The 25,739-nt window shown below is 70.5% G+C and carries 26 protein-coding genes; 18 read left to right on the top strand and 8 right to left on the bottom strand.

Going from position 1 to position 25,739, the window contains the following annotated elements:
• Positions 1 to 103: 103 nt before the first annotated feature.
• The 4 genes from AB5J53_RS13455 (at position 104) to AB5J53_RS13440 (ending at position 3,888) form a co-directional block, all read left to right on the top strand.
• Complete coding sequence (locus AB5J53_RS13455) at positions 104 to 1,630, top strand: flavin monoamine oxidase family protein (RefSeq protein WP_369252210.1); 1,527 nt, start codon at positions 104 to 106, stop codon at positions 1,628 to 1,630.
• A gap of 221 nt (positions 1,631 to 1,851) precedes the next feature.
• Complete coding sequence (locus tag AB5J53_RS13450) at positions 1,852 to 2,790, top strand: PAC2 family protein (protein ID WP_369245864.1); 939 nt, start codon at positions 1,852 to 1,854, stop codon at positions 2,788 to 2,790.
• Positions 2,791 to 2,848: 58 nt separating this feature from the next.
• Complete coding sequence (coaE, locus tag AB5J53_RS13445) at positions 2,849 to 3,457, top strand: dephospho-CoA kinase (RefSeq protein ID WP_369245863.1); 609 nt, start codon at positions 2,849 to 2,851, stop codon at positions 3,455 to 3,457.
• Between the two features lie 50 nt (positions 3,458 to 3,507).
• Positions 3,508 to 3,888: a tetratricopeptide repeat protein gene (locus AB5J53_RS13440; protein ID WP_369245862.1), complete on the top strand. Its 381-nt coding sequence runs from the start codon at positions 3,508 to 3,510 to the stop codon at positions 3,886 to 3,888.
• A 7-nt stretch (positions 3,889 to 3,895) separates the two neighbouring features.
• Here AB5J53_RS13440 and AB5J53_RS13435 read toward each other — a convergent pair whose 3' ends face one another.
• The gene (locus AB5J53_RS13435) at positions 3,896 to 4,192 is read right to left on the bottom strand and encodes a DUF6343 family protein (RefSeq protein ID WP_369245861.1); all 297 of its coding nucleotides are present in this window, start codon (positions 4,190 to 4,192) and stop codon (positions 3,896 to 3,898) included.
• Positions 4,193 to 4,286: 94 nt separating this feature from the next.
• On the opposite strand from AB5J53_RS13435, the gene AB5J53_RS13430 reads away from it, so the two are divergent.
• From AB5J53_RS13430 to AB5J53_RS13420, 3 genes are all read left to right on the top strand, one after another.
• Entirely contained in the window at positions 4,287 to 5,273 is a 987-nt protein-coding gene (locus AB5J53_RS13430) for an acyltransferase domain-containing protein (RefSeq protein ID WP_369245860.1), read from the top strand.
• A gap of 69 nt (positions 5,274 to 5,342) precedes the next feature.
• Positions 5,343 to 6,029: a class I SAM-dependent methyltransferase gene (locus tag AB5J53_RS13425; protein ID WP_369245859.1), complete on the top strand. Its 687-nt coding sequence runs from the start codon at positions 5,343 to 5,345 to the stop codon at positions 6,027 to 6,029.
• Between the two features lie 223 nt (positions 6,030 to 6,252).
• Entirely contained in the window at positions 6,253 to 6,693 is a 441-nt protein-coding gene (locus tag AB5J53_RS13420; protein ID WP_369245858.1) for a DoxX family protein, read from the top strand.
• A 106-nt stretch (positions 6,694 to 6,799) separates the two neighbouring features.
• On the opposite strand, the gene AB5J53_RS13415 is transcribed toward AB5J53_RS13420, so the two are convergent.
• Positions 6,800 to 7,363 (bottom strand): RNA-binding S4 domain-containing protein, encoded by a 564-nt coding sequence (locus AB5J53_RS13415; RefSeq protein WP_369245857.1) that lies wholly within the window; start codon positions 7,361 to 7,363, stop codon positions 6,800 to 6,802.
• 190 nt (positions 7,364 to 7,553) lie between these two features.
• On the opposite strand from AB5J53_RS13415, the gene AB5J53_RS13410 reads away from it, so the two are divergent.
• Positions 7,554 to 8,354 carry a uracil-DNA glycosylase gene (locus AB5J53_RS13410; RefSeq protein ID WP_369245856.1) on the top strand — a complete coding sequence of 267 codons (801 nt, stop codon included), beginning with the start codon at positions 7,554 to 7,556 and terminating at the stop codon, positions 8,352 to 8,354.
• A 9-nt stretch (positions 8,355 to 8,363) separates the two neighbouring features.
• The gene (gene pip, locus AB5J53_RS13405; protein ID WP_369245855.1) at positions 8,364 to 9,326 is read left to right on the top strand and encodes a prolyl aminopeptidase; all 963 of its coding nucleotides are present in this window, start codon (positions 8,364 to 8,366) and stop codon (positions 9,324 to 9,326) included.
• Positions 9,327 to 9,406: 80 nt separating this feature from the next.
• On the opposite strand, the gene AB5J53_RS13400 is transcribed toward pip, so the two are convergent.
• Positions 9,407 to 10,084 (bottom strand): GntR family transcriptional regulator, encoded by a 678-nt coding sequence (locus AB5J53_RS13400; RefSeq protein WP_369245854.1) that lies wholly within the window; start codon positions 10,082 to 10,084, stop codon positions 9,407 to 9,409.
• 151 nt (positions 10,085 to 10,235) lie between these two features.
• Between AB5J53_RS13400 and AB5J53_RS13395 the strand changes: the two genes are divergently transcribed.
• Both AB5J53_RS13395 and AB5J53_RS13390 read left to right on the top strand, forming a co-directional pair.
• Positions 10,236 to 11,711, top strand: a complete 1,476-nt coding sequence (locus tag AB5J53_RS13395) for an NCS1 family nucleobase:cation symporter-1 (protein ID WP_369245853.1) — start codon at positions 10,236 to 10,238, stop codon at positions 11,709 to 11,711.
• 5 nt (positions 11,712 to 11,716) lie between these two features.
• Entirely contained in the window at positions 11,717 to 12,457 is a 741-nt protein-coding gene (locus tag AB5J53_RS13390) for an aspartate/glutamate racemase family protein (protein ID WP_369245852.1), read from the top strand.
• Positions 12,458 to 12,571: 114 nt separating this feature from the next.
• On the opposite strand, the gene AB5J53_RS13385 is transcribed toward AB5J53_RS13390, so the two are convergent.
• The gene (locus AB5J53_RS13385; RefSeq protein WP_369245851.1) at positions 12,572 to 12,976 is read right to left on the bottom strand and encodes a RidA family protein; all 405 of its coding nucleotides are present in this window, start codon (positions 12,974 to 12,976) and stop codon (positions 12,572 to 12,574) included.
• Between the two features lie 161 nt (positions 12,977 to 13,137).
• On the bottom strand, positions 13,138 to 13,785 hold the full coding sequence (locus tag AB5J53_RS13380; protein ID WP_369245850.1) for a hypothetical protein: 648 nt from the start codon (positions 13,783 to 13,785) through the stop codon (positions 13,138 to 13,140).
• 277 nt (positions 13,786 to 14,062) lie between these two features.
• Here AB5J53_RS13380 and AB5J53_RS13375 point away from each other — a divergent pair, with 277 nt between their 5' ends.
• The 3 genes from AB5J53_RS13375 (at position 14,063) to AB5J53_RS13365 (ending at position 18,117) form a co-directional block, all read left to right on the top strand.
• Entirely contained in the window at positions 14,063 to 14,848 is a 786-nt protein-coding gene (locus AB5J53_RS13375) for a nucleotidyltransferase domain-containing protein (RefSeq protein ID WP_369245849.1), read from the top strand.
• Positions 14,849 to 14,957: 109 nt separating this feature from the next.
• Positions 14,958 to 15,689: a hypothetical protein gene (locus AB5J53_RS13370; protein WP_369252208.1), complete on the top strand. Its 732-nt coding sequence runs from the start codon at positions 14,958 to 14,960 to the stop codon at positions 15,687 to 15,689.
• 547 nt (positions 15,690 to 16,236) lie between these two features.
• Positions 16,237 to 18,117 carry an FUSC family protein gene (locus AB5J53_RS13365; protein WP_369245848.1) on the top strand — a complete coding sequence of 627 codons (1,881 nt, stop codon included), beginning with the start codon at positions 16,237 to 16,239 and terminating at the stop codon, positions 18,115 to 18,117.
• Positions 18,118 to 18,149: 32 nt separating this feature from the next.
• Here the strand turns inward: AB5J53_RS13365 and AB5J53_RS13360 are convergent, their stop codons facing one another.
• A complete protein-coding gene (locus AB5J53_RS13360; RefSeq protein ID WP_369245847.1) occupies positions 18,150 to 19,103 on the bottom strand; it encodes an endonuclease/exonuclease/phosphatase family protein in 954 nt (317 codons plus the stop codon).
• Between the two features lie 149 nt (positions 19,104 to 19,252).
• On the opposite strand from AB5J53_RS13360, the gene AB5J53_RS13355 reads away from it, so the two are divergent.
• The 4 genes from AB5J53_RS13355 (at position 19,253) to AB5J53_RS13340 (ending at position 23,116) form a co-directional block, all read left to right on the top strand.
• Positions 19,253 to 20,596 carry an amidohydrolase gene (locus AB5J53_RS13355; protein WP_369245846.1) on the top strand — a complete coding sequence of 448 codons (1,344 nt, stop codon included), beginning with the start codon at positions 19,253 to 19,255 and terminating at the stop codon, positions 20,594 to 20,596.
• Positions 20,597 to 20,619: 23 nt separating this feature from the next.
• Positions 20,620 to 21,930 (top strand): cytochrome P450, encoded by a 1,311-nt coding sequence (locus AB5J53_RS13350; protein ID WP_369245845.1) that lies wholly within the window; start codon positions 20,620 to 20,622, stop codon positions 21,928 to 21,930.
• Between the two features lie 153 nt (positions 21,931 to 22,083).
• Positions 22,084 to 22,797, top strand: a complete 714-nt coding sequence (locus AB5J53_RS13345) for a DUF899 domain-containing protein (protein ID WP_369245844.1) — start codon at positions 22,084 to 22,086, stop codon at positions 22,795 to 22,797.
• A 145-nt stretch (positions 22,798 to 22,942) separates the two neighbouring features.
• Entirely contained in the window at positions 22,943 to 23,116 is a 174-nt protein-coding gene (locus tag AB5J53_RS13340; RefSeq protein ID WP_369245843.1) for a hypothetical protein, read from the top strand.
• A 67-nt stretch (positions 23,117 to 23,183) separates the two neighbouring features.
• Here AB5J53_RS13340 and AB5J53_RS13335 read toward each other — a convergent pair whose 3' ends face one another.
• Positions 23,184 to 25,046 carry an ABC transporter ATP-binding protein gene (locus tag AB5J53_RS13335; protein WP_369252206.1) on the bottom strand — a complete coding sequence of 621 codons (1,863 nt, stop codon included), beginning with the start codon at positions 25,044 to 25,046 and terminating at the stop codon, positions 23,184 to 23,186.
• A 293-nt stretch (positions 25,047 to 25,339) separates the two neighbouring features.
• Positions 25,340 to 25,705: a hypothetical protein gene (locus AB5J53_RS13330; protein ID WP_369252204.1), complete on the bottom strand. Its 366-nt coding sequence runs from the start codon at positions 25,703 to 25,705 to the stop codon at positions 25,340 to 25,342.
• Positions 25,706 to 25,739 lie beyond the last annotated feature (34 nt).

Here is a 25,739-nt window from a genome sequence, read left to right as displayed (position 1 = left end):
GATCGTGAGGGGAGCCGAAGTCATGGCAGCACAGCGACGATCTACCGATGCGAGCCGGCGCACCTTTCTCCGCAATGTGGGTCTCACCGGTGGGGCGGGCGCGATGTTCGCCACCATGGGCGCCCTCGGCCTCGCGCCCACCGCGCAGGCCGCAGGACGTGAACAGCCCTTCCGCGCACTGAAGTCGAGCGATTTCACACTCACCGGACGCGGCGCCGCCAAGGTCGTCATCGTCGGCGGCGGCATCGCCGGGCTCGCGTCCGCGTACGAGCTCGGCAAGGCGGGCTACGACTGTACGGTCCTGGAGGCAAGGGACCGCACCGGCGGCCGCAACTTCACCGTGCGCGGCGGCGATTCGACCACCGACCTCTACGGCAACACACAGACGGCCCGCTTCAGCGAGGGCCACTACATGAATGCGGGCCCGGCCCGCCTTCCGCAGTGGATGGTCACCCTCGACTATTGCCGCGAACTCGGCGTCCCGATCGAGGTGTTCACGAACACGAACGCGGACGCGTACATCTACAACGAGTCGACCGGCATGACCAAGCCGATGCGGTACCGCACCGCCAAGGCCGATGTCTACGGCTACGTCTCCGAGTTGCTCGCCAAGGCCACCGACAAGGGCGCTCTCGACAAGGAGCTGACCGCCACGGACCAGGAGAAACTCGTCGAGTTCCTCAAGGACTTCGGCGAGCTCGGCGACAAGCTGACGTACGAAGGCGGTGAGCGCCGCGGCTACACCACCGTCCCCGCCGCCGCGGGAACCCCAGGTGTGCTCCTCGGCGACATCCCCACCGCCTCCGATGTCTTCGCCACCGGCGTCGGCCGCTACTTCTCCTTCGAGTTCGGCTTCGACCAGGCGATGCTGATGTTCCAACCGGTGGGCGGCATGGACCAGATACCGAAGGCGCTGACGAAGGCGATCGGGGCCCACCGCATCCGTACGGGCGCCGCGGTCTCCAAAATCACCGACAAGGGGAGTGGCGTCACGGTCACTTACACCCAGGGCGGCCGTACGAAGTCCATCGACGCCGACTACTGCATCGGCGCCCTGCCGCCCAACATCCTCGCCAAGATCCCGCACAACCTCGGCTCCGGAGTGCAGAGCGCCCTGGAGGCGATCACTCCCTCGTCAGCGGCCAAGATCGGTCTGGAGTACCGTTCGCGCTGGTGGGAGCTTGATCACAACATCTACGGCGGCATCACCGAGACCGACCAGGACGTCACCCACATCTGGCACCCCTCGTACGGCTTCCACGGCGAGCGCGGCGTGCTCATCGGCTACTACAACTACGGGGACGACGCCGACTCGTACGCGAAACTCACCCCCGAGGAGCGCGAGAAGCGCGCGGTGGCCGCGGGCGTGAAGATCTATGGCGAGAAGTACCGCACCGAACTCGCGTCCTCCTTCTCGCACCACTGGCGCCAGACACCCCACTTGGAGGCCGCCTGGCACGACACCCCCGGCGGACCCGACGACGTCCGGTACAAGCCGCTGAACGAGCCCACCGGGCGGGTCTACTTCGCGGGCGACTGGCTCAGCTATACCGACGCCTGGCAGCACGGTGCCTTCACGTCCGCCCGCAAGGCGGTCACCGCGCTCCACGCGCGCGTGCTGTCCTCGTAACACGCGCGTGCTGTCCTGGTAGCCGTCGGTAGATGCATCAACAGCCATCTGTGGATGCCTCGACAGCCCTTTGTGGATGAGTTGGCAACCTTCTGTAGATGCCTTTCCAGCCGCTCGTGGCGGCTGAGAAGTCGGTGAGAGGCGATGGTGCGGAGCGCGGGCGGGAATGCCGGCGCTCCGCACCATGTTGTGCAGTACGAACACGAGGAGGAGCGGTCACAGTGCTTGATCCGCAGGGTTTGTACGCATGGGAGCCGAAGGGCTTGGCCGTTGTCGACATGGCACTCGCCCAGGAGTCGGCCGGTCTTGTCATGCTCTACCACTTCGACGGATACATCGACGCGGGCGAGACCGGCGACCAGATCGTCGACCGGCTGCTCGACTCGCTGCCCCACCAGGTCGTGGCCCGCTTCGACCACGACCGGCTCGTGGACTACCGGGCGCGGCGCCCGCTGCTGACGTTCAAGCGCGACCGTTGGACCGACTACGAAGAGCCCACGCTTGACGTACGCCTCGTGCAGGACGCGACAGGGGCGCCTTTCCTGCTGCTGTCCGGCCCTGAGCCGGACGTCGAGTGGGAGCGGTTCGCCGCCGCCGTCCAGCAGATCGTCGAGCGGCTCGGCGTCCGCCTTTCCGTGAACTTCCACGGCATCCCCATGGGCGTCCCGCACACGCGCCCCGTGGGCCTCACCCCGCACGGCAACCGCACCGAGCTGGTGCCCGGCCACCGCAGCCCCTTCGACGAGGCGCAGGTCCCCGGAAGCGCCGAGTCCCTCGTCGAGTACCGCCTCATGGAGGCCGGACACGACGTCCTCGGTGTCGCCGCGCACGTGCCGCACTACATCGCCCGTTCCCCGTACCCGGACGCCGCGCTGACCGTCCTGGAGTCCATCACGGCCGCGACCGGCCTGGTGCTCCCCGGCATCGCGCACTCGCTGCGCACGGAAGCGCACCGTACGCAGACGGAGATCGACCGCCAGATCCAGGAGGGCGACGAAGAGCTCGTCGCCCTCGTCCAGGGCCTTGAGCACCAGTACGACGCCGCGGCGGGCGCCGAGACGCGGGGCAACATGCTCGCGGAGCCGGTGGACATCCCGTCGGCGGACGAGATCGGCCTGGAGTTCGAGCGGTTCCTGGCCGAGCGGGAGGGCGACGCCTAGCCCTGGTCCAGGCTCCCTCTCGAAGGGCCTGTCAGTGGCAGGCCCTAAGCTGCTGGGCATGCTGAAGGTGGGCCTGACCGGTGGTATCGGCGCCGGCAAGAGCGAAGTGTCGCGGCTGCTCGTCGAGCACGGCGCGGTGCTGATCGACGCGGACAGAATCGCCCGGGAGGTCGTCGCGCCCGGAACTCCCGGCCTCGCGGCGGTCGTCGATGCCTTCGGCAAGGACGTGCTCGCGCCGGACGGCAGCCTGGACCGGCCCAGGCTGGGCTCGATCGTCTTCGCCGACCCCGAGAAGCTCGCCGTCCTCAACTCGATCGTGCATCCCCTGGTGGGCGCACGCTCCCGCGAGCTAGAAGACGCCGCCTCCGAAGAGGCCGTCGTCGTCCACGACGTGCCCCTGCTCGCCGAGAACGGCCTCGGGCCGCTGTACGACCTCGTGATCGTCGTCGACGCAAGCCCCGAAACCCAGCTGGACCGCCTCGTACGGCTGCGCGGGATGACCGAGGAAGACGCCCGCGCCCGCATGGCCGCCCAGGCCCCGCGCGAGAAGCGCCTGGAGATCGCCGACATCGTCATCGACAACGAGGTACCCCGGGAGGACCTGGAGCGGCGCGTACGGGATGTATGGGCCGATCTCGTCCGCAGGGCCCACCAGCCCCAGGAATAGCGGCCCCCTGTGGGGGCGTTGAACCCTTGCAGTGAGGGAAGGACTCTGCCGTGCCCGAGACCAGCGGTTCGACCGGACGTACTCCGGAGACGCATGTCATCGACTTCCGCGCCGCCGAGCGACTGCTCGCCGCGCGGGACCCGCGGGGCGCGGTGAAGCTGCTCGACTCAGTCATCGCCGCGCATCCGGAGAACACGGCAGCCCGGCTGCTGCGCGCACGTGCCTTCTTCGCCGCCGCGCAACTGCGCCCCGCCGAGCTGGAGTTCACGATCGTCCTGGAGCGCGAGCCGGACAACGCGTTCGCGCACTTCGCGCTCGCCCGCACCTATGAGCGCCAGCGCCGCCCCGAGCAGGCGAGGCGGCACTTCAGGCTTGCGGCGGCGCTCGACCCGAAGCCGCAGTACCTGGAAGCGGCGCGCTTCGACACGTGACGCTCGGCTAAGGAAGCCGGTGCTGCCTCGGCCGGTACGGCGGGAGGCGGCTGTCCGGCGGCGGGTAGGGCGGGACGTCCGGGCCCGGCTGGTAGTGCGCCCCCTGGTGGATGTGCCGCAAGATCATGGTCATATCCACGGCGACGACCAGGCACAGCACGCCACACGCGGCCGCCCATCCGGGCCGCCCGACCAGGGCGAACGCGGTCGTTCCGAAGATCGCCCAGATCAGGCCCCAGAGGCTCAGCCAGAAGCGCAGCCGCAGAGCACTGCGCGCTGTCGTCGGTTCACTGCCCGTACGCATCCGGATCACTACTCCTACTCGGAAACGTACTCTTCGTGGTGCACGTTCACCATGGGAGAGCGGTCGGACCGACGGCCGACGGGGGGAGGCGACGGTGCTGCTGGAGGCGCTGCGGGCGGACGCGAGGCTCGCGGAGTGGCTGAGGGACCTGGAGAGCGAGGGCGCGCCCCGGGTGGAAGCGGTGCTTCCGGACGCGGACGAGCTGCCCGACGTCCTGCTCGACCTGACCGTGGCCCACGAGCACATCAATGAACTCGTCGCGCTGCGCGCCCGGTTGGCGGCGGACCCGGAGGCGATGACGCTCCTCGCGCGCTGCGTCGGACGCTTCGTACGGGACATGGGGGAGATAGGAAAGGGCTGGGAGCCGCCCGCGTTCCCCGCGTCGGCCGGGGCGCTCGGGCGCTGCTTCCATGTGTACGTCTTCATCGCCGCGCTTCCCTATGTGCGCGCCTATCACCGGGAGCGCGGCGTCCCGGAGGCGGTGTCCCGGCGTACCCTCGCCGACCTCGGCCGGCATGTGGCCGTGCACCACAGGCGGGTCGGTTCGCCGGGGTTGCTGTTCCCCTGGTGGATCGCCCTGCACTTCCACGGCGAGCTCTTTCAGCTGGGTCGACTGCAGTTCCAGCGGGCGCGACTGGGCAGGCACACGGGTGGGGCCGTCGCGGCGGCGGGCCTGGGCCTGGGCCCCGGCGATCCCTGCCTGAGCCTGCACATCACCGACTTCCGCGGCCCCCTGTCACCCACCGCCTGCGACCGGTCGCTCGCGCTGGCACGGGAGTTCTTCGCCCGCCACTATCCCGACGAGCGCTATGAAGTCGCCGTGTGCCACTCCTGGCTGCTCGACTCGCAGCTCAAGCGCTATCTGTCGGCCGACTCCAACATCATCCGCTTCCAGGACCGCTTCGAGACCGCGTACGAGGAGAAGACACCGGACGACGGGGTGCCCGTGGGCTTCGTCTTCGGCGATCCGGAGCTGCCGCCGGACGAGCTGCCGCGGCGCAACAGCGTCGAGCGGGCGGTGGGTGACCATCTGCGCACGGGCGGGCACTGGTACGGCGGGCAGGGATGGTTCGCGCTGTAGCTCGCCACTCGAACGGGTGAATGGGTGCGAGATGGGAACGGGCTGATGAGGGCGGCCCGTTGGACGGATATGAGGATCGAGAAGCGTCAGGGACACGAAGGAACCGGACCCGGTGCCATCACACCGGACGGCTGCGCGGTCGAGCTCTACGAGCGCCTGCCCGTCAGGGACGAGCCGGACATCATCACCGCGGCGGTGCCCGCGGGCGCGCACATCCTGGAACTGGGCAGCGGGGTCGGACGGATGACCCACCCGCTCCTGGAGCGCGGGTTCACGATCACGGCCGTGGACGAGTCCGCCGAGATGCTGGAGCGGGTCCGCGGAGCGCGCACGATACGCAGCACGATCGAGGACCTCGACCTGGGCGAGACGTTCGACGTCGTGATGCTCGCGTCGTTCCTCGTCCACACCGGGGACACAGCGGTACGGCGGGCATTCCTGGAGACCTGCGCCCGTCATGTGGCCGAGGACGGCTGTGTGTTGATCCAGCGCGAGGGGGAGGACTATCACACGAACGTGCCCCGCGAGCGGGTCGACCCCTCCGGCTTCACCCTACGGATCGTGTCGACGGAGCCGGTCGGCGACGGGGTGAACTCGGTCCGCGCGGAGTACGAGTTCCCCGACGCCACCTGGACCCAGACCTTCCGGGCCCGGCCCCTTACGAAGGATGAGTTCAAGGAGGCGCTGGCGGAGGCGGGGTTGAGGGTGGATCGGTACTTGACGGGGGACGGGGTGTGGGTGAGGGCGGTGCGTTGACGGGTCGACGCGCTGAGCCAGGGCGGGCCGGGATCATTCAGTCCGTCCGGCGTTCGAGGACGAGCGCGTCAGCGCGATCACGGGGGTCTGGGGGCGGAGCCAGGCACGGGTCGGGTAGGGGCGGACGGGGCGAGACAAATCCCGCCCCGCACCGATGAGTTCCGCACCACCGCCCGGTCTACCTCTGTGAATGCAGCAGCTACCGCTCACACAGGAGACCCCCATGTCCGACACCACCGCCCCCGTCACCGCCGTCTCCCACGCCACCGGCACCCCCCGCGCCCGCCGCGCCCGCATCTCCCTGACCGCCCTGCAGATCGTCCTCGGCCTCTTCTACGCGATCGCAAGCGCGCTGCCCAAGCTGATCGCGCACCCGTCGGCCGTCGAGGCCTTCGACAAGCTCGGCTGGGGCCACACCGGCATGTACATCATCGGCGCGCTCGAACTCGCCGGTGGCATCGCCCTGCTGGTCCCGCTGCTGGACTCCGTGGCGGCGGTGGCGCTCAGCGCGCTGATGGTCGGCGCGTTCATCGTGAACGTCACCGTCATCCACGGCCCGTACGTGGCGACCCCGCTGATCCTGATCCTGCCGCTCGCCCTGATCGCGTGGGCCCGACGGAGCCACACCAAGGAACTGCTCCGCCTCGTACGCCGGCGGGCGTGAAGGCCGTAGGCCGTGCAAGGCGAAGGGCTCCCCCGTATCAATCAGGGGGAGCCTTCGACGTCGTACGGCTGCGGAACCGGCGCCCGGCGCCCCGGCCACCCATGCTTCAGGAGCCGCCGGGACCGCCCTGCCGGCCAGAGGAGCGAGACGAGCCGGAGAAGCCGGGCGAGCCGGAGGGCTCGGAGAAACCGGAGGATCCGGAGGCAAGCCCCCGCAGCCGCTCAAGGTCACGCCGGTCCCGCTTGGTCGGGCGCCCCGCACCCCTGTCGCGGATACCGGCAGGGGCGACGGCCTCGCGCGGCGGAGGCGGCGGGCTGTTGTCGACGTAGCACTCGGCGGCGATGGGTGCACCGACCCGCTTGCGGATCACGCGCTTCACGACGACGACTCGCTCCCGGCCGTCGTGCCGCAGCCGCACCTCGTCCCCGACGCGCACGGCATGCGCGGGCTTGACGCGCTCGCCGTTCACCCGGACATGACCGCCCCGGCAGGCGGTGGCGCCCATCGAGCGGGTCTTGACGAGACGGACGGACCAGATCCAGCTGTCGACGCGCACGCTCTCGCCGCCCGCGGGACCGGCGGCCTCGGCGGCGGCCACCGCGTCGCCGGAGCCACGCGCACCGTCGGCACCCGTGCCCTTCTTCTCCCCGTCAGCACCCTGAGAAGCCATGCCCTCGACTTTAGTCCCCGCGGCCCGGGACGCCGGGTGGATTTCCCCTCGCACGAAGCACCGCACGGACGTACCTGCGCTTCCTCCGGCCGCTCCTCGCGATCATCCTCCTGCTGATCTGCGGTCTCGTGCCGGCGGGGGCGGTGATGACGTAGTCGTGCCCGTGACTTTCCAGTCGTACGGTGAAGCCATGGACAGCAGAGGCCTGGACGGCAGCGGGCCGGAGGGCAAGGGCCTGGCGGGCGGGGGCCTCAAGGGCGACGGCCCGGACGGCAGGGGCTCGGACGGCAGGGGCCTCGCCGAACTGGACGCGCGGATCACCGGGTGCCGGGCCTGTCCGCGCCTGGTCGCGTGGCGCGAGGAGGTGGCCCGCACCAAGCGCGCCGCCTTCGCCGACCAGACATACTGGGGCCGCCCGGTCCCGGGCTTCGGACCGGCCGACGCCTCGCTGCTCATCGTCGGACTCGCACCCGCCGCGCACGGCGGAAACCGGACCGGGCGGATGTTCACGGGTGACCGGTCCGGAGCCGTGCTCTACGCGGCGCTGCACGACTTGGGTCTCGCGTCGCGGGGAACGTCGGTGAGCGCGGACGACGGGCTTGAACTGTATGGCGTACGCGTCACCTCGCCCGTGCACTGCGCCCCGCCGGCCAACAAGCCGACGCCCGGGGAGCGGGACACCTGCCGGCCCTGGCTCGTACGGGAGCTGGAGCTGCTGCGGCCCACGCTGCGGGCGGTGGTGGTGCTCGGGGCTTTCGGGTGGCAGGCCGCGCTGCCCGCGCTCGCCGAGGCGGGTTGGACCGTGCCCCGGCCGCGGCCCGCCTTCGCGCACGGAGCCCATGTGTCCCTGGACGGGCTCGAACTCTTCGGGTGCTTCCACGTCAGCCAGCGGAACACCTTCACCGGACGCCTCACGCCCGCGATGCTCCGGGACGTGCTGAGCACGGCGGCTCGGGCGGCGGGGCTGACGCCCCAGCCGTACGCGGGTTAGCCTCGCGCGATGGGCATCTATCCGGAGATCGAACCGTACGACCACGGAATGCTCGACGTCGGGGACGGCAACCGCGTGTACTGGGAGGTCTGCGGCAACCCGCGCGGCAAGCCCGCGGTGATGCTGCACGGCGGCCCCGGCTCGGGGTGCGGTGCCTGGTACCGGCGGTACTGCGACCCGGGAGCGTACCGCATCGTCCTGCTCGACCAGCGCGGCGCCGGCCGCTCCACGCCCGGCGCGAGCGCGTACGAGACAGACATGAGCGTCAATACGACGGCCCATGTGATCCGGGACCTGGAGTTGCTGCGCGGCCACCTGGGCATCGACCGGTGGCTGGTGTGGGGGGTCTCTTGGGGGTCGGTGCTGGGGCTGCGGTACGCGCAGACGCATCCGGATGCCGTGTCCGAGCTGGTGCTGACGGGGGTGGCCACCGGCTCGAACGCCGAAGTCGCCCTGCTGACCAGGGGACTTGGCCAGGTCTTCCCCGAGGCCTTCGAGCGGTTCCTCGCCGAGTTGCCCGAGGACGAGCGCGACGGGAACCTCGCGGCCGCGTACAGCAGGCTCATCGAATCGCCCGACCCGGAGGTGCGGGCACGGGCGGCACGCGCCTGGACCGACTGGGAGACGGCGATCATTCCCGCGCCGCCGCGGTCGGTGGAGCGCTACGAGGACCCGGCCTTCCGCATGGGCTTCGCCCGCACGGTCACGCACTACTGGGGCAACGACCACTTCCTGGGGGAGGGCAACGACGAGGGCGTCGTCCTGCGTGACGCACCCCTGCTCAAGGGCATCCCCGGCACGCTCGTGCAGGGCAGCCTCGACTTCGGGAATCTGCTGGGCATCGTCTGGCGCCTCCACCATGCCTGGTCCGGCAGCGAGTTGGTCGTCGTCGACGACGTGGGCCACAACGCGGGGGCTCCGGGGATGGTGGACGTGCTGGTGGCGGCCACGGACAGGTACGCGAACCGCTGACGAGGGCGGGTGCCCACTCGCTGAGGGACTCGCCGATGAGGGTGAGTACGCACTCGCTGACGGGGCAAGTGCCCGACTCGTCAGGGGAGTTGTGCGTCTCCGAAGAGGTGCCGCACGGTCGACCGGTAGTTGGCCTGGACGTGTGCGAGCGCGTGTGCCCGGGCCCGCTCCGGGTCGCCGGACGCGATGGATTCGTACAACTCGCGGTGCTCGGTCAGGAGTTGGGGCCACTCCTCGTTCTGCCGGGTGAGCCAGCGCAGTCGGCCGTCCACCGGTTCCATGACGGAGATCAGCAGGTTGTTGCCCGCCATGGCCAGGATGCGGTCGTGGAAACGGGTGTTGATGTCGGTGATCGCCTCCGCGTCGTCGGCGTGGGTGGCGGTCGCCGCGCGGTCGAGCAGCTCCTCCAGTTCCGCGAGGGCTTCGGCTGTGGCGCGGGACGCGGCGAGTCCGGCCGCGTAGACCTCAAGAGCCTCGCGTAGTTCGAAGAGTTCCTTGACGTCGGTCGGAGTCAGACGACGTACGACGGTCCGACGCGGCGTCTCGAAGAGAACGAACCCCTCGGCGACCAGCGCGCGGATCGCTTCGCGGACCGGCACCCGGGAGACCCCGAAACGCTCGGCCAGTTCGCGCTCGACCAGACGGTCGCCGGGGCGCAGCCGCCCCGCGATGATCTCCTGCCGCAGCGCGGCCAGGACGCGCTCACGCACCGCGCCGAGGGGTTCCCGTTCCGCGTCGAGGGGTTCGATCTTCGTCATGGGGCCATCTTCGCCGACTCGAGGGGTGTTTTACGGAGCCGTAACGGCACGGACATCGGTCAGAACGGTTGACGGAGGGACCATGAGGCAGTTTGGTATACCAAACGCGCTCCATAAGGCCGCCCCCCGTCCCCTCGCCCATGGAGGCCCCGTGTCCCTCGCCGACAGCGCCGAAGCCACCGGCGCACCAGCGTTCGTCCCCGACCCCCGGCTCACCAACGAAGACCTCGCGCCCGCCGAGAAGCGCAACTGGAAGGTCTTCGACCTCTTCGCCATGTGGATGTCCGACGTCCACAACCTCGGCAACTACACGTTCGCCGCGGGTCTGTTGGTCCTCGGCATGAACGTGTGGCAGATCTTCACGTCGCTGCTCGTCGGCTTCGTGATCATCTATGGCGGCATGAACCTGATGGGCCGCATCGGGCAGCGCACCGGCGTGCCCTTTCCCGTCGTCAGCCGTATCAGCTTCGGCGTCTGGGGCGCCAACATCCCCGCGCTGATCAGGGCGATCATCGCCATCATGTGGTACGGCATCCAGACCTATCTGGCCTCCGTCGCGGTCAACGTCATGCTGCTGGCCGCCTGGCCGGGCCTGGAGTCGTGGACCCACCACTCCTTCCTCGGCCTGGACGCGCTCGGCTGGGCGTCCTTCCTCGCGCTGTGGCTGATCCAGGCCGTGATCATCAGCCAGGGCATGGAGTCGGTCCGCAAGTTCCAGGACTTCTGCGGTCCGGCCATCTGGCTCGTGATGATCGCGCTGGCCATCTGGGTCCTCGCCAAGGCCGGCTGGAGCATCTCGCTCACCTCTACCCCGCACCCGGTCTCGGTGGGCGAGCAGTGGCGCCAGTGGTTCGGCGCGGTCGGGCTGATCCTCGCCACCTACGGCACCCTGATGCTCAACTTCTGCGACTTCTCACGCTTCGCCCCCAGCTACAAGACCGTCAAGCGGGGCAACTTCTGGGGCCTGCCCATCAACTCCACGGCCTTCGTGATCGTGTCGGTCATCGTCACGGCCGGCTCCATCGAGGCGTTCGGCGAGGCCATCACCGACCCGGCGCTGCTCGTCGCCAAGGTCGGCAACACCTGGGTCCTGATCCTCGGCGCCCTGACCTTCGCCATCGCCACCATGGGCGTCAACATCGTCGCCAACTTCGTCTCCCCGGCGTACGACCTCGCCAACGTCTGGCCCCAGAAGATCACCTTCAAGGTCGGCGGCATGATCAGCACGGTCGCCGCGCTGGTCGTGACGCCCTGGAACCTCTTCTCCAACCCCACCGTCGTCAACTACTTCCTCGGCGGCCTCGGCGCCTTCCTGGGACCGCTGTTCGGCGTGATCATGCTCGACTACTACTGGGTCAAGCGCGGCCGCATCGACGTCGAGCAGCTCTTCAACGCCCAGCCGGGATCGCGGTACTACTACCGCAAGGGCGTCAACCCCAAGGCGCTGTGGGCCTTCCTGCCCTCGGCGGCGGTGGCCGCGGTCCTCGCCCTGGTGAAGGCCTTCAGCGACGTGGCGCCGTACTCCTGGTTCATCGGGACGGCGCTGGCGGCCGGACTGTACGCGGTGCTGTGCCGCGCGGAGCGCGCAGCCACCGAGGCCACCGTTCCCGAGCCTGTGGAGGTCTGATCGGCGTGCGGATCGTCGTCACCAACTGCAACACGACGCAGGGGATGACCGAGGAGATCGTACGAGGTGCCCGGGCCGCCGCAGGCCCGGGCACCACCGTGCTCGGACTCACCCCCGCGTGGGGACCCGAGTCCGCGGAGGGCTGGCTCGACAGCTACCTCTCGGCGGCGGCCGTCCTCGACACCCTGCGGACGTACGAGGGCCCGTACGACGCCGTGGTCATGGCCGGGTTCGGGGAGCACGGACGCGAGGGAGCCCGCGAGTTGGTGGACGTACCCGTCGTCGACATCACCGAGGCGGCGGCTCACCTCGCGTGCCTCCTCGGCCGCCGGTACGGCGTCGTCACCACGCTGGAGCGGTCGTGCGGCCAGATCGAGGACAGCCTGGAGACGGCCGGGGTGGGGCGCAACTGCGCCGCAGTCGTCGGCACCGGCCTCGGCGTCCTCGACCTCGGCGACGCGCAACGCACCGAGGAGGCGTTCGTCGCGGCCGCCGAACGTGCGGTGGAGGCCGGGGCCGAAGTGCTGGTCCTCGGCTGCGCGGGGATGACCGGGCTGCAGCGGGCGGTGGGGGAGAAGCTGGGGCTGCCCGTCGTCGACGGGGTGGCCGCGGCGGTCAAGCTCGCGGAGTCGCTGGTGTCGCTGGGGCTGACGACGAGTCGGGCGGGGGGTTATGCGCGGCCGTTGCCCAAGCGGCGGACGTGGGGGTCCCTTGGGGCCGCCGGGGGCTCGCCTCGGTCGGGGTGATGCGACCGGGGCTCGCCTCCGTCGGAGCCAGCCTTGGGCGCGGTCGCGCTCGGACACGTGCGCGGGCTCGGACACGTGCGTGCGCTTGGACACGTCGGCCGGTCCGGGCACCGGTCAGGGCTCGGGCACGACGGCGGTTGCCGTGATCTCCACGAGCTGCCCGGTGTACCCGAGGCAGGCCACCCCGATCAGCGTCGACGAGTGCGGGCCGATGCTGAGCCCGGACGCCTCGACGACATCCCAGACCGCGGAGAGCACCGCCGGCTCACTGCCGACGACGTACACGTCGGTCGACACGACGTGCTCCATATCGCTCCCCACCGCGCGCAGTTGCTCGTCCAGGTTGGCCAGCACCTGCTCGGCCTGCCGTACGGGATCGCCCTCGCCGACTATCTTCCCGTCGGCGTCGAGTGGCACGGACCCGGCGAGGAAGGCCAGCTTGGTCCCGGCCTCGACGACGGACGCGTGGGAGTAGACGGGCGGCGTGAAGAGGCTGGGGACGGTGACGCGCTGGACCATGAGGACTCCTAGGGGTCTTCGGCTTACGGCCTGGCTGCAACCTGCCGATGATGCGGGTGGGGTGACTGCCCCTGCATCTGAATTTCGTATCGAGCGCACCGAGGGCGCACCGAGCGCACCGAGCACCCACCCCGGCCGCGGGCGGAGGCCCCAAGGTCACCTCACCCAGGCGGTGGACCAAGCCCTAGCTCACGCAGTTGCCTTGCGCACTCGTGGGCCAGGGCCGGGTACGACTCAGCAATCGCCGCGTAGATCCGTCGCCGAAGCAGCGTGACGGCCTCCGCGCGCTCGGCGGAGCGCGCGCGTCCGGGCAGTGCGTCCAGGAGTTTGTCGTAGTGGGTGAGCCGATGGCGCAAGTAGTCGACCTTCCACGGGTCGAGAGAGGCGCGGCCGGTGGACCCACTGCGTTCGGCCCTCGCCGGTGCGAGGCGACCCTGTTCCACCAATTCCCGCCGGGCCCGATACTCCACAGCCCGAAGCGCCAGCTTGCCCGGGTCGAGGCGCGGCACCTCGATCGGCTCCACTGCGATCCGCTCCAGAACCGCCTCCCGACGCCGCGCCACCGCCGCCCGCACCTCCTCCGACCGCCGCACCGCCATCTCCGCCACCGCCCGGAACTCCTCACTCCGCTCGGCGGCCTCGACCCGTTCGGCGCGGTAGAGCCGGGTGTACGGCGCGGTCCTGAACCGCGGATCGACACCGAGCCGATCCGGCGGCCCCAGCAGCCGATGCACTATGGCGCCGCTCCACCCACGCGCCCGCAGCCCGGCCAACGACACGTACCTCTGCCCGTCCACCTCGTAACCCACCGCTGCTACCTCCCCCGTAGCCACCAGTCGTGACGCTCTGTGACGACACTCCCCATTAATAGCGCGCACCACTGACAATCACTGCGAGCCGGGTGCACGGGACGGTGGATATTGACTCGACACCGCCGCCACGGCACCCCGATCCTCACCCCATGCGCACCAAGCACCCAGGACGCTTCAGCGCTCCACGCGGCCGAAGACCTGGACGAGCGCGACCCCACGGTTCGGTCGTCCAGGCCCAGTCGATCGGCAACCTGACCATCGGAGAGTCGCGCTGTTGAACCCCGACGACGACACGTTCCTCACCCACGTGGCCGACCGCCTCGCTACCCTCCCCACCGTCCGCGCCGTAGCCCTCGGCGGTTCCCGCGCGCAGGGCACTCACGGACCCGACAGTGACTGGGACTTGGCGATCTACTACCGGGGAGACTTCGACCCCGGCGACCTCAGAGCCATCGGCTGGGCGGGCGAGGTCTCCGAGGTCGGCGGCTGGGGCGGCGGCGTGTTCAACGGCGGTGCCTGGGTGACCATCGACGACCGCCGCGTCGACGTCCACTACCGCGATCTCGACGTCGTCGAACACGAGTTGGCGGAGGTGCAAGCCGGCCGCTTCCGCGTGGAGCCGCTCCTCTTCCACCTCGCGGGCATCCCCACTTACTTGATCGTCGCCGAGCTGGCCATCAACCGCGTCCTGCGTGGCGCCCTCCCGCGCCCGTCCACGTACCCGGCCGAGCTCCGCATCTCCGCCTCCGAACGCTGGTACGGCACCGCCCGGGCCACCCTCGCGTACGCGAAGGCCAACCATGCGCCTGCCGGCCGCCTCACAGAGGTCGCCGGAGCCCTGGCGACAGCCGCCACGCAAGCCGCGCACGCGGTGCTGGCGGCGCGGGGGGAGTGGGTGACGAACGAGAAGCGGTTGTTGGAACGCGCGGAGTTGCGAACCGTCGACCGAATTATTGAGTCTCTGTCCACAGAATCGGCCCCGGATCACCTGTCCCGCGCGCTTGTGGCGGCTCAGTCGCTCTTCGAGTCAAAAGGACTGGGTCAAGCCGCAGGCCTCTGAAGGATCGGATGGGGATCAAAGCGTACAGGCCCTCGAATACGCTCCCTACTGTCTCGTTCCGCGAATAATCCTTCGATTCATGGCCGTTGACGCTGCTACCGTCTCCGACGTGGCGAAACTCAATCAGATCATCGCAGTGGAGAAGGGCATCAAGTCCAAGTCCCATCAGGACCTGACGTCTGCTCATCATGGGCTGCAGAAGCCCGCGTTGCTGGCAGGAATCTCGCGGACCTACCAGCCGAAGGACGAGGAGGGTGAGCAGTTGCCGCCCGAGTCGACTCGGGTGCAGGTGAAGGCTGAGGATGTGTTGCGGGAGACCGCGGCCACCTTGACGCGGCTGTTTGATGTGACCGCCACCAAGGACTGGGCCAACTGCACCGCTCGCGCGGACGTGAAGGTGGACGGGCGGGTACTGGTCGCCGATGTTCCCGTGTCGTATCTGCTTTTCCTTGAGAAGCAGCTCACCGATCTCAACACTTTCGTAAGGAAGTTGCCCGTCCTCGACGCCTCCGAGTCCTGGGTGCAGGATCCGTCCACCGATGCGTGGAAGACCGAGCCCGTGCGCACGCTTCGTACGAAGAAAGTGCCTCGGAATCACGTCAAGGCCGAGGCGACCGACAAGCATCCGGCTCAGGTCGAGGTGTATTACGAGGACATTCCCGTCGGGTACTGGACGACCGTGAAGTTCTCCGGTGCCCTGCCCGCGCGCCGTATCAATGAACTTCTCGACCGTGTCGAGAAGTTGCAGCAGGCCGTCAAGTTCGCCCGTGAGGAGGCGAACGGCGTGGATGTCGTCGACCAGCGGCTGGGCGATGCTGTGTTCGGCTACCTGTTTGGGTAGCCTCTAGTTCTCCCCGGCCACCACGCACTACGGCCGGGGTGCGCGAGGAGCGCAAGCTGAAGCTGAAGCTTGTCGTGATGGAGCGGCCAGGACTCAGAGCCGGCCGCGATCAATCTCAGACTCTTGCTCCAGACTCAGTATTCGCCGCCGATCGCCGGATCGACCGGGCCCAGGCCCCGGCGCGCCGAAATGCTGGTTCAAGTCCAGTCCGCGCAGCTCGATGCGTGGTGGTCCAAAGGCAGGACGCGGCGACATAACGACTGACCTGGGTTCTCAAGCGTGCCGGCGTGTGAAGTGGGTGGCATCACAGGGTCCGGGGGCCGGCTACGCCCTCGGGCCCGCTCCGCGTTCAGTGACGATCACGGGGTCGTCATGGCCCACCGCCGCCAATTGCGTTCATAAAGAACGCGGCATCCTCGCCAAGCGTCACATCGTGGAAACGTCCACGTCCCATTTTCTCCAGCAACGCGATCTACCGTAGGCATCACAACAGCCCGGCCGACGTCGCCCGAAGGCACCCCGCCCGCCCTCGTCCGACAGGAGCCCCGTGCCCCTCCCCAGCGTCGCCGTACCGCCCTGGCTCGCCCATGCCCTGCGTGCGCAGCGCGGGCCCGTGCCGTGGAACGCCGTCGTACGGGGTGCGCTGGCAGCCGGGCCACTGCTCCTCGTGGCCGTCCTCGCCGGGCGGACCTCCGTCGGAGTCGTCGCCGCGCTCGGCGCCATGCTCGCCGGGATCAACGACCGGCCGGGGAGTCGGCGGGCTGCCGTCAGGAGGCTGGGGGTGCCCGCCCTCGCCGGGGCCGGTGGGCTGCTCGTCGGGTCGTACGCCGGACAGCGCGTCGATGCCGTGGTGCTCACCCTCCTCCTCACCGGACTCGGGCTCGTCGCCGGAGCCGTCAGTGCCGTCGGGCCCGTCGCCTCCGGGGCCGGGACGCAGTTGCTTGTCGCCTCGGCGATCGGGGCCGGGATGCCGTTGCCCGAGCCCGGCTGGCAGCGTGCGCTCTTCTTCCTGGGAGGGGCCGGGTGGCTGCTTGCGCTGCGGCTCGCGCTGCCGACGACCGGCGTCACCGCCGGGGATTACCGGTTCGACGGGGAGCGGGACGCCGTCGGGGCCGTGTACGACGCGATCGCCGCGTTGCTCGAAGCGGCCGGCGGGCCGCACGCGAGCGCGCGGCGCGTCGCGCTGACCGCCGCGCTCGACCACGCGCAGGACGCGCTCGCCGGGCCCCGGCTGCGGCGGTACGCCAGTTCCGCGGCCGAGCGGCGGCTGCACGCGCAGTACGCCGCCGCGTTGCCGCTCGCCGAGGCCGCGACGGCGCTCGCGTGGGCGGGCGAGGCGGTGCCCGCGCGGGCGGCGGAAGGGCCGCAGCGGCTCGCGGTCGCCGTCCGCACCGGCACCCACACGGGGCCGCTGCCCGCGCCACACCGGTCCGCCCCCGCGCTGCGCGCCCTCGACGACGCGCTGCTGCACGCCGCCGACGCCTTCGACCGGGGCGGCACCGGAGACACGCTGCACACCCGGCGTCGTACCGCCGTCTCCCTCGTACGCACCGCTCTCGGCTCCGGAGGGCGCGAGTACGGGCTTCGGGTCGCCCTCTGCTTCGGCGCCAGCGCGGCCGTGGCGCAGGCCCTGCATCAGGCTCGCTGGTACGGGAACCACTCGCATTGGTACTGGCTCCCCGCCACCGCCGTCTTTCTCGTCAAGCCCGATCTCGGGCCGCTCGCCTCGCGCGTGCTGTGCCGGGCGGCGGGGACCGTGCTCGGCGCGGTCGTCTTCGCGGGGCTCGCGGCGCTGCTGCCGCGGCCGGAAGGACTCATCGCCCTGGTGGCGGTCAGCGGCGCCCTGATCCCCGTCGCCACCCGGCACTTCGCCGCGCAGACCGCCGTCGTCACCGTCCTCGTGCTCGCCCTCGTCATGGTGGGAGGGGAACCGCAGGCCTCCTGGAGCCGGATCGGCGAGACGCTGCTGGCCTGCGGGATCGTGCTGCTCGTGGGGCATCTGCCGGCGCTCGGGCAGCGTGGCGGGACGGTACGGGCGCGGCTCGTGCGCGCCGTGGAGGCGGCGGACGCCTATCTCGCGCATGTGCTGAGCGACGGCACGGCGGAGAACCGGGCCGGCCGGTGGATGCTGCGGCGCGAGGCCTATCGCGCGCTGGCCGAGGCCCGCGCCGCGATCGACCTGGCCGCCGCCGAACTCCCCGCCCTGGCACGGCATGCCGAGGGCGCGGGCGAGGTCGCGGCCACTCTCGAACGGCTCGTGGACACGACCACCGCATGCGCCGTCCAGCTCGACGACACCGGGCGGCTCACACCCCACCACACTCAGCGGATCGCCGAACTCCTCGACGAGCTGGCCGAGCGCCGGGAGCGGGCGGGGCTGGTCGCTACCAGGGCACCCAAGGCACCCTGGCTCCCCATCGCCGTCTGATCCGCACGGTAGTTCGCCCGCACCGACAGAAACTACGGCTGCACCCGCACCCACACCGGCGCATGATCCGACCCCGCCGCCCCGCGCCGCTCGCCCGGATCCGCACCGACCGACGGCAGCGTCAGCTGCTCCGTGCCGGGCAGGCCCGTACCCGCGGCGGTGACACGGTGGACCAGGCGATGGCTGACCAGGATGTGGTCGATCAGTTCGCGGCGCCCCGAGTTGATGCGGGAGTAGCGCTGGTCGGCCGGGATGAGCGGGGCCACGTCCCAAAGGCGCATCGCGTCGCCCGAGTCGGGACGGTCGTACCCGGGGGTGCCGATCTCGGAGCCGGGCGGGCCGAGGAGGATCTGGGTGGTCGCGGCCTGCACCTCGTCGTTGAGGTCGCCGAGCACCGCCACGTCACGGGTACGGCCCTCGCCGGCCAGGAGATCGTCGGCCAGCGCGCGCAGCGCCGTGGCCTCGGCGGCGCGGCGGTACAGGGCGTACGCGCCGTAGCGGGCCCGCTCGCCCTCGTCGCGCGGCTGGAAGCGTCCGCCGGGGTACGACAGCAGCTTCGACTTCAGGTGGCAGACGGCCACCTTGAGGGTCAGGGCCCGTGTGGATATCTCCACGGCGAGGAAGCCGCGGCCGGCGTGCGAGACGGTGGTCCCGGTGTCGTCGGCCTGGACGGGGCGCAGCAGTTCGGGGAAGGCGTTCGTGTCGGCGAGTACCTGTGGCACCACTCGGCTGAGGAAGCCGACCCTGATCCCGCGGTCGTCCGGATGACCGGAGAGCGTGACCTGCCAGTCGCCGTCCAGCATTCCGGCCAGGTCCGCGAGCGCGTCCGGGTCCCCGACCTCCTGCACACCCAGCAGCGTCGGGTCGAGTTCCGTGATGACGGCGGCCAGGGCGGCGAGCTTCGTCTCGTACGCGGCCTTGTCCTTCGGTCCGAAGGGGCCGCCGGGCCGGTACAGGTTCTCCAGGTTCCAGGTGCCGAGGAGCATGCCGGATCCTTCCAGAAGGCGGGGCGGTGACGTCAGAAGGCGGGCTTCGATGACGTCAGGGTGCTCGCGCAACCGGCCTGGCGACAGGGCTGGGACGGGATGCGCGGTTCACCTCCCCCCGCGGCACGACACCGTCGTACGGTGACGCAATGACGCAGTCTCCCGCTGATCTCATCATCACCGGATGCACCGCCCTCGTGCACGACGATCATGAGGAGATCGGGTTCGTCGAGGACGCCTCGATCGTCGTACGGGGCGGGGTGATCGAGGCGATCACCGACGACGTACGGGACCTGGACGCCGTCGAGCGCATCGACGCCCGCCGTCACGTGGCGATGCCCGGCCTGATCAACTGCCACACCCACTCGCCGATGGTCGCCCTGCGCGGCATCGCCGAGGACCTGCCCGCCGAGGAGTGGTTCAACGACTTCATCTGGCCCATCGAGACCAACCTCACGGAAAAGGACGTGGAGTTGGGCGCACGGCTCGCCTGTGCCGAGATGATCCGCGGTGGCGTCACCTGCTTCGCCGACCACTACTTCTCCATGGACACCGTCGCCGCCGTGACGGCCGAGAGCGGGCTGCGCGCTCACCTGGGGGAAGCCTTCTTCTCCTCGCAGGGCGTCGAAGGGCGGGAAAAATCCCTGGAGTTCGCGTTGCGGCACCGGGGCGGTGCCGACGGGCGCATCACCACCGCACTCGCCCCGCACGCTCCGTACACCGTGGACGACGCCGATCTGGCCGCGACCGCCGAACTCGCCCGCGAGCACGGCCTTCCCGTGCACCTCCACGCCTCCGAGAGCCGCGAGCAGACCGACAACAGCCTGGCCCGCCACGGCCGTACACCGATCGAGATCCTGGAGCGCACCGGACTCCTCGACACGGAGATCCTCATCGCCCACGGCACCGGCATCATCGAGCGCGACCTGCCCGTGCTGGAGCGCGCGACGGGTCGTGTGGCCGTCGCGACCGCACCGCGCGGGTACTTGAAGTTCGCCTGGGGCCCGACACCCGTGCGGGCCCTGCGCGAGATCGGCGTCCCCGTCGGGCTCGCCACGGACGGAGCTGCCTCGAACAACTCCCTGGACGTGTGGGAGTCCATGGCGCTCACCTCCCTCGCGCAGAAGTCGGCCGAGGGCGACCCACGGTGGCTGACGTCCCGTCAAGCCCTGCACCACGCCACGCTCCAGAGCGCCAGGGCCGTCGGCCTGGGGGAGCGGATCGGGAGTCTCGCGCCGGGGCGGCGGGCCGACATCATCCTGGTCGACCTCACCGGCCCGCACACCCAGCCGGTGCACGACCTCGCGGCCACGCTCGTGCACAGCGCCCGCGCCGGTGACGTACGGACGACGATCGTCGACGGTCGGGTGCTGATGCGGGACCGGCGGCTGCTGACCCTCGATCTGCCGTCCACCGTACGGGAGTTGGGGGAGCGGCTGCCCGCTCTCGTCGACCGTGGCCACGGCCGGCGGATCCAGGAGTACGACACCTGATCCACTCTGCCTAGGGTGGAGCCATGCCCTTGGACCACGAACCCGCAGAAGGCCTTCAGGGCCCCACGGAAGGCCTTCGGGGCCCCACAGGAGACCGCCGGGACTCCGCAGAAGACCTCCAGGACCCCGCAGCCGGCCTCATCGACGACCCGTACGCCGTCTACGCCCGCCTCCGCGACACCGCACCCGTTCATCGCGTCGCCGGCCCCGACGGCAGCCCCGCCTGGCTGGTCACGCGGTACGACGACGTGCGCGAGGCCCTGGCGAATCCGCTGCTCTCGCTGGACAAGAGGCATGCGCTGCCCGGGAGTTACCAGGGCTTCGCCCTTCCGCCGGCCCTCGACGCCAACCTGCTGAACATGGATCCGCCCGACCACACCCGCATCCGGCGGCTGGTCGGGCGGGCCTTCACACCGCGCCGTATCGAGCAACTCCGGGCGCCCGTCAGGGAGACCGCCGACCGGCTTCTCGACGCGCTCGGAGCGCACGGCCGTACGGATCTGATCGCCTCTTACGCCGCGCCCCTGCCGATCACCGTCATCTGCGACCTGCTCGGCGTTCCGGACGAGCACCGGCGGGACTTCCGGGCCTGGACGGACGCGCTCGTCGCGCCCGACCCGGCACGCCCCGGGGCCGCGAAGGAGGCGATCGTGGCGATGCTCGGGTTCTTCACCGGGCTCCTCGCGGCCAAGCGCGAGGAGCCGGCGGACGACCTGCTCTCCGACCTGATCGCGGTGCGCGACGAGGACGACCGGCTCACCGGGGGTGACCGGCTCGCAGGGGGTCACCGGCACGGCGAGGGCGACCGGCTCACCGAGGACGAGTTGATGTCGCTCGCCTTCCTCATCCTCTTCGCGGGGTACGAGAACACGGTGCAGCTCATCGGGAACGCCGTCCTGGCGCTGCTCACCCATCCCGGCCGGCTGACCGACCCGGACCAACTGCCGGCAGCCTTGGAGGAGTTCGCCCGCTTCGACGGTCCCGCCCTGCTCGCCATCCGGCGCTTCCCCGTCGAGGACGTGACGATCGGCGGGGTCGCCGTGCCCGCGGGCGAGACCATCCTGCTGTCCCTCTCCGCCGCCAACCGCGACCCGCGCCGCTTCCCCGACCCCGACCGCCTCGACCTCGGCCGCGACGCCTCGGGGCATCTCGCGCTGGGCCACGGCATCCACTACTGTCTGGGCGCTCCGCTGGCCCGCCTGGAGACGGAGATCGCCCTGACCGCGCTCCTGGAACGCCTCCCGGACCTCGCGCTCGACGTGGACCCCGCCGATCTGCGGTGGCGGCCCTCCCTGCGCGCCCGCGGCCTGCTCGCGCTTCCGGTGACGTACTGAGCCCATGGCGTACTGAGGTACTCATCCACGACGTACTGAGGTGCTGAGGTGCTGAGGTGCTGAGGTGCTGAGGAAAATCTCGGCGATACGCCGATGAGTTCTGCTTCTGCGGCCGGTCACCACACAGAAGGCACCGTTCCGTAGGAGGAGCACATGACGCTTCCGCAGATCGTCTCGCGCGAGGAATGGCGGACCGCGCGCGCGGAACTGCTGGCCAAGGAGAAGGCCGCCACGCGCGCGCGTGACGCGCTCAACGCGGAGCGGCGCGGGCTGCCGATGGTCGAGATCGACAAGGAGTACGTGTTCGAGGGCGGCGACGGGAAGGCGACGCTGCTCGACCTCTTCCGCGGGCGGCACCAACTCGTCGTCTACCACTTCATGTTCGCGCCGGAATGGGACGCGGGCTGCCGCAGCTGCTCGGGATTCCTCGACCAGATCGGGCACCTCGCGCATCTGCGGGCCCGCGGGACCGAGTTCGCCGCCGTGTCCCGGGCGCCGTACACGAAAATCCTGCCCTTCAAGGCACGCATGGGCTGGACCGTGCCCTGGTACTCGTCGTACGACAGCGACTTCAACTACGACTTCCAGGTGTCCTTCATGGGGAGCGACGAGGGTGACGAAGAGGGCGGCGGCGAGCCCTGTGAACGCCCGGGCGTCAGCTGCTTCCTGCGGGACCGCGACCGCGTCTTCCACACGTACTCCACGTACGAACGCGGCCTCGACGGGCTCGGCTCCACGACCAGCTTCCTCGACCTCACCGCACTCGGACGGCAGGAGGAGTGGGAGGAGCCCAAGGGGCGCGCATCGGCGCTGGGGGCGCCCGCGGGCAGTGAGCGGATCCGATACCACGACGAGTACGAGGACTGACACGGCGGGTAACCGGAGCTGAGAGTTCCCTCACACCGAACCCGTGGCCAAGTGTCGACTACGTCTCAGTACCGTCACTTCGCGAGCCGTTCACCCCATGGAGGGCGTTTAACTCAATGAGAGCAGCGCTACATGGAGGTGCAGGGTGAACGGGCGAACGGTGCTGGAGCGCTTTCCCGCCGGTGGGCCGCGCGGGTCGTGGCCCGCGGAGGAGTTCGCACAGGCGCGCCGCCAGGAGGGCCAGGCCGCTGAGGTCGTCATGGACCTCTCCACGGACGCGTTCCTGGTGGTCGTACGAGGTGTCGACGTCGTCGAGTGACACTCGGGCGACACCCTCGAATGAGGTCGGCTCGCCCTGGCGAGGGCTGCGGCACCGCCGAATGAGGTCAACTCGCCTTCGGCGAGGGCGGATGCGTCGTGAACTGCTCCGCCTGCAGTGAGTACAGCTCCGCGTAGATGCCGCCCGTGGCCAGGAGTTCGTCCGGACTCCCGGATTCCACGAGGCGACCCTGGTCGAGGACGTGCACGAGGTCGGCGTGGCGTACGGACGCCAGCCGGTGCGTGATGAGGATGACCGTCTGACCGGTGCCCGCCAGGGCCCTGATCTTCTCGAAGACCTCCAGCTCGGCCCGGGCGTCGAGCGCCGCCGTCGGTTCGTCCACGATCAGGATGGCGCCGCGCCGGTAGGCGGCCCGTGCGATGCCCAGGCGCTGCCACTGGCCGCCCGACAGCTCGTGACCGCCGCTGAAGCCGCGGGCGAGGAGCGTGTCCAGGCCGCGCGGGAGATCCGCCACGACGTCCTCCGCCCCGGCCTCGGCGACCGACGAGGCGAGACGTTCGTCCGTCAGCGGGGCCGAGGCGCGGCCGACCGCCACGTTCACGCGCGCCGTGAACGGCCACCGTTTGAAGTCCTGGGCCACCATCGCGATGCGCTCGGCGAGTTGATGCCGGTCCGCGGTCGCCGCGTCGACGTCGTCCCACAGGATCCGGCCGTGTTCGGGTGCGTAGAGGCCCGCGAGCAGCTTCACCAGGGTCGTCTTGCCCGAGCCGTTCTCACCGACGAGCGCCACGATCTTGCCGAGCGGCACACTGAGGGTGACGTCCGCGAGCGCGGGCCGGGCCGACGTCCCCGGATAGGTGAACGTGACGTTCTCGAAGCGGATTTCACTCGGGTCGTCGGGGAGCGGATCGCCGCCCACCGGGATCGCGCGCTCGGCGGCCTCGACGTACAGGCGCTGCAGGTCGCCGACGAAGAGAGCTTCTTCGTGGAGGGAGTTGACCTCCAGGACCAGCGTGTCGAGGCTCGCGGAGCCGGTGCGGATCGCGATCACGGCCGTACCGGCGACGGAAAGCGCCATCGCGCCGGCCAGCAGCAGTCCGCCGAGGGTCGCGTACGTCGCCACGGTGGCAAGTCCCGTCCAGGCGGCGGCGATCAGACCGGTGCGGGCGGAGAGCCGGGCCAGCCGGGCCTGTTCCGCCTCGGCGGTCTCCGACATCGAGCGGAAGTGGCGCAGCAGGAACGGCCCGACGCCGTGCACACGGATCTCCGGGGCCGCACCCGGCTCGGTGAGCAGACTGCTGATCAGATGCCCGGCGCGGGCGTGCTGCACCCAGGTGTGGAAGGACTCGTAGCGGCGTCGCGCGATCGTCAGCGCGCTCCACGCGCTCGGCAGCGTCATCGTGACGAGCAGCGGCAGCAGCGCGGGGTGCAGCACCGTCAGGACGCCCGCCGCCGCGCACAGCGAGATCATCGCGTTCACGACCCGGGTGGCGATGGTGATCATGCTCCGGGCGGACCGGGCGCCGTACTGCGCCGTGTCCAGCAGCTTGTGGAAGGCGTCGTCCTCGATCGCGGCCAGCTCCACGGCCGCCGCCCGCTCCAGGTACAACTCGGTCGCCACCCGCTCCACCTTCGGCTCCAGGCGTCCGGTGGCGTACGTCGACGCGGCCCGCAGCAGCGCGGCGACCAGCATCACGGCGGCGACGGTCACCAGTGCGGGGAGCGCGCCGCGTAAGCGGTCCTCGACCGGGCCGCTCGTCATCAGCCGCCCCAGGACGCTGTTGACCGCCAGCAGGCTGACCGCCTGAGCTCCGCCGCGGGCCAGTTCGGAGGCCAGCACGATACGGGCGGCGCGCGGGTCCGCCCTCCAGGCGAGGCGGAAACTGGACGCGAGCAGCGACGGCAGCCGGGTCACCATCGCGCGGAAGTTCAACTCCATGAACGCGTCGGCGTGTTGGGACCAGCCCATGTCGTAGCGGAGCGGGCCGCCGAAGAGCAGGTGTTCCGAGTCGGACGGCGGCGGCTTGTCGTCACCGCGCTTCTTCTTCCCCGCCGATTTTCGTGCGGTCTTCCCCACCGTTGGCCTCCCCCGAGAGCGGACGAACGGTGCATTCCCCAGGAACGCGGCCCTCCACCCACGGTGGCAACGGAGTTTTGCGGCGACCGGCGCACCGACGGGCGCACTTCGGACACGCCTGCAGTGCCTTCCGGCCCGTCCGGGGCTTTACGAGCCCATGCGCCGCTCCGGTCCCGTCCGGAGGCTCACGCGCTGATCGGACGCGACCAAGCGGGTGTAGTCCCGGTGACCCGGCACAGGGCCAGATAGAGGGGGATCGGCGGGGTGTACGGAAGCGTGCCGTCCGGCTTGTGGATGAGTCCGGGCGCGTCGGGCGCGTCCGGTACGACCGCCCCCGTGGCGTAACGCGAGGGCGCCGGCCACTCCAGCGCGACGTCGGAGTCGGAGGGCACGATCCACCACCAGTGCGCCCCGTCGGCGTAGACACAGCCCACCCGGGGCAGCCGAGGCAGCAGCAGCGGTCCGAACCGGGCGGGCACCGACACCGCGTCGCAGCCCAGCGGCACGGTCATGCCCTCGGGTACGAGGAGACGCCTCAACGGGCCCGGCATCCGCTGCCCGCGCTTCAGACGGACCAGCGTGTCC

The organism is Streptomyces sp. R41 (assembly GCF_041053055.1).
Taxonomy (GTDB): domain Bacteria; phylum Actinomycetota; class Actinomycetes; order Streptomycetales; family Streptomycetaceae; genus Streptomyces.
The sequence above is the reverse complement of the archived record's forward strand: the minus strand, read 5'-3'. Positions and strand labels throughout refer to the sequence as shown.

Excerpts from the sequence above, each read along its gene's own strand:
- AB5J53_RS13455 (WP_369252210.1), top strand. The coding sequence starts at position 104 with ATGTTCGCCACCATGGGCGCCCTCGGCCTCGCGCCCACCGCGCAGGCC.
- coaE (WP_369245863.1), top strand. The coding sequence starts at position 2,849 with ATGCTGAAGGTGGGCCTGACCGGTGGTATCGGCGCCGGCAAGAGCGAA.
- AB5J53_RS13435 (WP_369245861.1), bottom strand. The coding sequence starts at position 4,192 with ATGCGTACGGGCAGTGAACCGACGACAGCGCGCAGTGCTCTGCGGCTG.
- AB5J53_RS13425 (WP_369245859.1), top strand. The coding sequence starts at position 5,343 with ATGAGGATCGAGAAGCGTCAGGGACACGAAGGAACCGGACCCGGTGCC.
- AB5J53_RS13420 (WP_369245858.1), top strand. The coding sequence starts at position 6,253 with ATGTCCGACACCACCGCCCCCGTCACCGCCGTCTCCCACGCCACCGGC.
- AB5J53_RS13415 (WP_369245857.1), bottom strand. The coding sequence starts at position 7,363 with ATGGCTTCTCAGGGTGCTGACGGGGAGAAGAAGGGCACGGGTGCCGAC.
- AB5J53_RS13410 (WP_369245856.1), top strand. The coding sequence starts at position 7,554 with ATGGACAGCAGAGGCCTGGACGGCAGCGGGCCGGAGGGCAAGGGCCTG.
- pip (WP_369245855.1), top strand. The coding sequence starts at position 8,364 with ATGGGCATCTATCCGGAGATCGAACCGTACGACCACGGAATGCTCGAC.
- AB5J53_RS13400 (WP_369245854.1), bottom strand. The coding sequence starts at position 10,084 with ATGACGAAGATCGAACCCCTCGACGCGGAACGGGAACCCCTCGGCGCG.
- AB5J53_RS13385 (WP_369245851.1), bottom strand. The coding sequence starts at position 12,976 with ATGGTCCAGCGCGTCACCGTCCCCAGCCTCTTCACGCCGCCCGTCTAC.
- AB5J53_RS13360 (WP_369245847.1), bottom strand. The coding sequence starts at position 19,103 with ATGCTCCTCGGCACCTGGAACCTGGAGAACCTGTACCGGCCCGGCGGC.
- AB5J53_RS13355 (WP_369245846.1), top strand. The coding sequence starts at position 19,253 with ATGACGCAGTCTCCCGCTGATCTCATCATCACCGGATGCACCGCCCTC.
- AB5J53_RS13350 (WP_369245845.1), top strand. The coding sequence starts at position 20,620 with ATGCCCTTGGACCACGAACCCGCAGAAGGCCTTCAGGGCCCCACGGAA.
- AB5J53_RS13345 (WP_369245844.1), top strand. The coding sequence starts at position 22,084 with ATGACGCTTCCGCAGATCGTCTCGCGCGAGGAATGGCGGACCGCGCGC.
- AB5J53_RS13335 (WP_369252206.1), bottom strand. The coding sequence starts at position 25,046 with ATGGGCTGGTCCCAACACGCCGACGCGTTCATGGAGTTGAACTTCCGC.
- AB5J53_RS13330 (WP_369252204.1), bottom strand. The coding sequence starts at position 25,705 with ATGCCGGGCCCGTTGAGGCGTCTCCTCGTACCCGAGGGCATGACCGTG.